The sequence below is a fragment of the Flavobacterium sp. C4GT6 genome, assembly GCF_036347315.1.
In the GTDB taxonomy this organism is placed as follows: Bacteria; Bacteroidota; Bacteroidia; order Flavobacteriales; family Flavobacteriaceae; genus Flavobacterium.
The window spans coordinates 116,225-122,486 of record NZ_JAZGZU010000012.1 but is presented as its reverse complement, the minus strand read 5'-3'; the positions used below and the strand labels follow the sequence as shown (position 1 = coordinate 122,486).

Here is a 6,262-nt window from a genome sequence, read left to right as displayed (position 1 = left end):
TGAACCCGCATAGGCAGGGTTGATCACGTTCATGTTATACATGTACTGCGTATAGTGCGGATCCTGCTGGGCAGAAATATCTGCCAGTCCGCACAGCGCAACTAGCGCCGCAAGGTATATTTTCTTCATGTGTGTGTTTTCTTTTTAAAGGTGTTAATAGCGGGCTGTTTTTTTTATTCATTTTTTGCTATATGATTATGTTTGAAATTTTAATTCTGCCAAAACTCCAAACTACAGCCCGCATTAAACAAAATACTAATCTTCTCTATTTATATAAACCCATCCGGTTTTACTATCTCCATTACCTAATTCGATAGAGTAATAATAAGTACCTGTTGGAAGTTCATTACCTTTTTTGTCCTGGCCATACCATTCGTTTGTGTAAGCTCCCTGACTAAACACCTCTTTACCATAACGGTTAAAGATGCTTATTTTGGTTACACCAAATCCGGTAAGGTCAAAGCTGTCATTCTTAGTATCCCCATTTGGTGAGATACCACGAGGAATAAGACATGCTGTAGCATTGACTTCAACAGTTTGTGTTATAACACATCCCTGACTTGTAATTACTTCAACAATGTAAGTTCCTTCTTCTTCAATTTCTACAGAAGCTCCAAAGGCAACAAAACCTTCAGGACCTGTCCAGTTTATCTCTGAATCAGCAATATCAAAAGAACCATTAACATCGCTAATACTTAATACATAAACATTGTTATTACATCCTTGCTGTACATCTGCAACTACAGCTGGCAAAACAGTTATTTCTGCTTCACTACTTCCCTGCTCACAGGTATCAGGATTCACATATTCATAAGTAACAGTGTAAGTTCCCGGCTGTGTAGCCTCTACATCAATTGAACCATTTTCAGGGTCTAAGACTAAACCAGCTTCTGCAGTAAATAGTCCTCCCTGAGCAAATCCATCTGAAAGTAATGGAGAAATTATACCGTTATCAGCACAGTAAGGGCTTTCATATTCAAATGCAATTTGTGGAGCAATAAGATCTGTAACTACAATTTGTTCAGTATAAGTTCCTTCTGCAATACAATCAGTACTATTAGCATTTACAACATACTCAATATTATAAGTACCCGGAGCTACATTTTCAAGAGAAACCTCTCCTGTTTGAGCATCTACAGTAAGCTCCTCAGAACTAAATACACCACCTGATGTAAATCCTTCTGCTAAAACAGGAAGGGCATTTTCAGAGAAAATACATGCATCAGCATAAGTAAATTCTGTTACAGGCGTAAAAGGTGCAGAAATAACAACTGTTGCAGTATAAGTTCCTCCTTCAGTACAATCAAAAGAATCTAGTGTATAAGACACTTCATAGCTTCCTACCTGAGAGTTTACAACATCAATAGTACCATTTTCGACATCAATTACCAGTCCGGCATCATTTGATGTGAATGAACCACCTGTTTGGAACCCTTCTGCCAATGTAGGTGAAACTTCTGCATCACCTATAGCACAAATACTATCTGCATATGAAAATTCAATTACAGCAGTTACATTTGGTAATACAACAAGTTCAAAAGGATATACTATTGCACACCCTGTAACAGTGTTATAAGCACGTACATATAATGTAGCAGCTACTGATGTATAACTTGCAGCATCCTGAATAGCTGTTAAATCATCTCCTGTATTAGCATCTTCCTCTGTTGTATAGTAGTTAATTTCATAATCTGCAGCATTCACATTTTCAAGTACTACCGCATTATTTTCAGTTAGATCGAAAACTCCTTCATTTGTTAGCGAACATGCTTCGATATCCTGAGGTTCACTAACCTCATTTTCATAATACTCTACTGTTATAGCTGCCGAAGTAGTACATCCTGAAGCTGTGTATATAGCCGTAACGCTATAATCACCGGCTTCTGTTACTATATAACTAGCTCCTGTTGCATCATCAATAACATCACCATCTTTACTCCATTCAAAATCAAAATATTCTTCATCTAAATGAGTATCAAATACAGTTGTTGCACCACTACAAAGAGCATTATTAGTGCTCACCAGTAAATCGTCACCAAGGCTTAATGCTCCGGTATCAAAACTACTTCCGTCAAGGAAAATAGCCGAGTCAAAATTACCATCGTTCTTTTCGGCAATAACCATTTTAATATGGTACTGGTGTCCTGGTTCTACCGTTGCATTTACTGATAAGGGTAGTGTATTACCATAGAAATTATTATTACTGCCATATCTCGAATCGCCTCTAAAACCATCATAAACCCTATCAAAATATTCAGGATTTTGAGAATCACAATCGACATTATACTGCTGATCCCTAATTGTTACTACCGATATTGGAGTAGTTGTATTAGGCACTACTGCCAGGTTAGTGGTATTGCCTTCTTCATCTGTAAGAAGGAATGCAAAAGCATCTGCCCACTCACATTGGAACTTACCATAATCTTCGGAAGCAAAAAGAAAATTGAAGTTTAACTCATTACCAAATGGCATAAAGTCAAATTCAATTAAAGTGGCATCATAATAGTTAACAATATTATCATCAACCCCAGAAGCAATCATGTAATCCAGTAAATCCTGATCCCCTAACCACGCCTCGGTATTATTTACCTGATCATAATAGTTATAGGATTGTGTAGTGACTTTAGGCCCTGTTGCCATTTCAGCTTTACCTGTGGAAAGGATAATTCCGCCTTCAAAAGGGAAGTTTGATGTACTTTGAGAAAAGTAACCTATACCATTATGAGGCGCACCATAGTTTGTACCTGTAGAGGTATTTACATTGGTTATCTGTGCACAGTTGTCACTGGCAAAAATAGTGGTTACAAGCTCTTCAGCAGTGTAAGTCTCCTGATCTATCAGTATAGGACTTACAGGAGTAGCCATACAAATATCAAACTGTGTGTTACTCGCTGTAGCAGCGTTTGAGAATACTCTTATTTTATAAGTATCACCTACAGTTAATCCTTCCAAAAGTATATCGTTATTATTAATACCAACATTAAAGTTAAATAAAGGATCTGTAAATTGCTCTCCGATTATACATTCAACCTCCTGAAGAGTATCACAATCACCTGAATATACTACTTTAGTAAGGTTAAGGTTATTCCCTTCCCTATTGCTGATGTACATAATCTGTGAAGTTGCTGTTGCTGTAAATTCAAACCATACATCATCGTTTGCAAACGATGCATCACTACATGTACTCCCCTGAGAAGAAGCTGTTGCAAGGTTTAATGTGGCATGATACGGCGAATCACAATAACCCGATTCGCTTACTGACAGCACTATAGGTGTATCACAGTTATCGTTTGGAACTAATGTAGCAAAAACCTTTTCAGATGTCCACGTACTGTTACCATCATCCCCACCACAAACCGATCTCACATATACCGAATAAAGCGAACCCGGATTTAAATCTTCAATCATATATGGATGCTCATCCACTATAATGCCTTCACTGTCTTCAGTTGGTGCATCCTCCCCTTCTTCAACAATATATATTTCCCACTGAGTAGCATCTGCAAGTTCAAGCCAATCGATTGTCAAAGTTGTTTGTTGCTGATCTGTAAGCTGAACCAATTGCGGTTTTGGACAAAGTTCCTGAGTACAAACAGGCCAACCCTGAAAGAAAGGGGTATCAATAGGAGTCACATCTTTAACCCAGTTGTAAACCACTTCATCAAACGGATTGGTTATGGTAACCTCCTGAGTATAAGTATTCCAGTAAGTGTTGCTCCATGTTACCGAAAAAGGTACATCAGGACACAGTGCGACAGTAGCGGTATTATTTAAAACACTGTACGCAGTAATTGTACCAACTAAAATATTATTCTGATGTATCAAAATATTTGAAAAAGTACCTGATCCTGAAGTAGCTAAAATATCGAATGTATAATTACACATATTAGCCGGATCACAAACCGTAGTGTTGAAAGTAAAAGGTCCAATCCAGTTACTGTCATCGCTATCAGAACAATGTGCCCTTACATAGTACTCATAATAAGTAGCCGGTTCAAGGTCTTGAGCAAGATAGGTGTTTTCATTTATTAAAATACCATCCTCTATCGGTTCGCCGCCGTCTTCCTCCTGTACCACAATTTCCCATTGTGTTTCCTGATAGCCTTGGGACCAGCTTAAAGAAGCTGTGGTATCCGTTATATCTGAAGCTGTTAAATCAACAGGATCAGGACAAGCCGGTATATCCTCTATGATAATACTATCAAGAAACAGGGTCCATGAACTTGTATCTACGTTAGGAACGTGAAAAGCAATATTTACGGTTCCGGTATAATCGTCAAGATATATTATTTTTTCCTGATAAACATTGTTAGCTATCGTTTCTTGTGGCAATAATTCTGTAGTAAAAGAAGGTACGGCAGTTCCTGATGTAGAAAGTACTACCTCCATTTCTGTGGGATAAGTTGCCGATACTACCCTGGACTGATAACGCAGCCTCTGATTCCCTGTAAGCTCTACACTAGGACTAATTAACCAGTCGTCATTATCAATCGAATTCCATTGTTTTTGGAGTGAAGCGGCCTGATTACCTTCATACATGAAGTAGGTAGTATTAAGATCCCAAGTAAGATTATCCCCGTTGGCATTTACCACTGTCCAACAGGACTCCGATGCTGAATCCGAATTAAATCCTTCAAATAACGGAATATTAAAACTGAAGCATGCGGTATTAAAGTTCACCGGTCCAGACCAACTGCTGTATACACCGGAACCGGCACCACATTCAGATCTTACATAAATCTCGTATGTTGTGTTAGGGGTTAATCCTCCCTGACTACCATTGGTAACCGATGAATCTTCTATATTACCTGAAGGAAAACCTGAACCACTCGGCTGAACTGCAAATTGCCATCCGGTCGCTGTACCGGCCTCATCCCACGAAAATGCGACAGAATCTGTGGTAATACTGTCAAATTGTAAACCTTGTGGTTTTGGACAGTTTTCTTCCTGAATATTCATAGTGTACCCTACCGACTGGCCGTACGCCCTTCCTATAACAATAATGTAGGTTGTACCCCCGGTAAGGCTTAATTCTGTTATATTCAGGTCTGTCATTGCGCCTGCGTTATATGCTCCCGCAAAACATTCCACACCTATATCGGCACAGGATTCATATACGAATAATCCTGCATAACTGATATTAATATCGGTCAAATTAATTGATATTACCTGATCCTGATCTGGTGTATAGGAATATACCGTTTCATAACCGTTAAGATATACAACTGTAGTACCACAGCTAGACCCTGGTGTACCTGTAAAGTAATAATTCGTATTATTAATAGTATTTCCTGATATGGAATAAGGAAGATCAGAAGAAGTAATAGCTATCGGCTCTTCACAGGTTGAGCCGAATGCGACTGTACTAAAATTAAAGGGGCCTGCCCAGCCACTCTCGTTAGTACCAGGCTGACATACCGCTTTTACAAAAAACTTATAATCGGTATCGAGCTGGAGAGAAGCGTCGTATTCTGCGGTCCCGGTTACTATTACTCCTGAATACGAAGGTTCCTGGTCGGCAGTGATGAGCTCTAGCTCCCACTGCGAAGCTCCCGCTGCATCCCAACTTAGATGCGCCGAGTTGGTCATGATATCGTCAACATTCAGATTTTGAGGCACAAAACACTGACTAATTACATCAATGTTATCAACTAACCATCTGTCGGTGCCACCTTCTCGCACAAAGGCCAGAAAGATATCCTGTCCCACTACTGAGGCAGGAAGATTTACATGTATCTCTGCATAGTTTGTATCCGGATTAATCTCCAAATCGGTCCATTGTTGTACCAGAACATAATCCGCAAGGATTGAAGGATCTGATGAAGTGGATATCATAACCTTAACGGTAGTACCGGAAAGCCCCGGCACAAGCATTTTTGAAAAAAAACGTAGCTGTGGGTTAACCGGAACCGTAAATTGCGGAGTTACCAACCAGTCTTGCGGAGTTCCCGATGGAACATTTTGCGTATCCATATACGCTGCATAATCTCCTTCATATGGAGGTTGAATGGTACTTCCATACGGACTTTGCGCCCACGAGAATTCAGTACCAATCTCATTGTCTGTTATTGTCCATCCTACGGGAGGCCATGTTCCCTCAAACCCTTCCTGAGGTAATTGACCAAACATGTAAAACGACAATAATGACATTAAAGACATTAAAGTAAATTTTTTCATAGTTTAAGTTTTTAGATAGTTAAACGTCATAACGACAATTCCAAAAATAAACTCAAACTATAAAAAATAGGTTAACAAACTCCTA

2 protein-coding genes are annotated in these 6,262 nt (G+C 39.1%); both read right to left on the bottom strand.

From position 1 onward, the window contains the following. On the bottom strand, positions 1–129 hold a 129-nt coding region (locus V3Z67_RS13855), incomplete at its 3' end, for a type IX secretion system membrane protein PorP/SprF (RefSeq protein WP_330443873.1). Positions 130–255: 126 nt separating this feature from the next. After that, positions 256–6,177 carry a choice-of-anchor J domain-containing protein gene (locus V3Z67_RS13850; RefSeq protein WP_330443871.1) on the bottom strand — a complete coding sequence of 1,974 codons (5,922 nt, stop codon included), beginning with the start codon at positions 6,175–6,177 and terminating at the stop codon, positions 256–258. Between the last annotated feature and the right edge of the window lie 85 nt (positions 6,178–6,262).

What these genes read in the sequence shown, in the direction of transcription:
- V3Z67_RS13850 (WP_330443871.1), bottom strand. Translation starts at nt 6,177, where the DNA reads ATGAAAAAATTTACTTTAATGTCTTTAATGTCATTATTGTCGTTTTAC.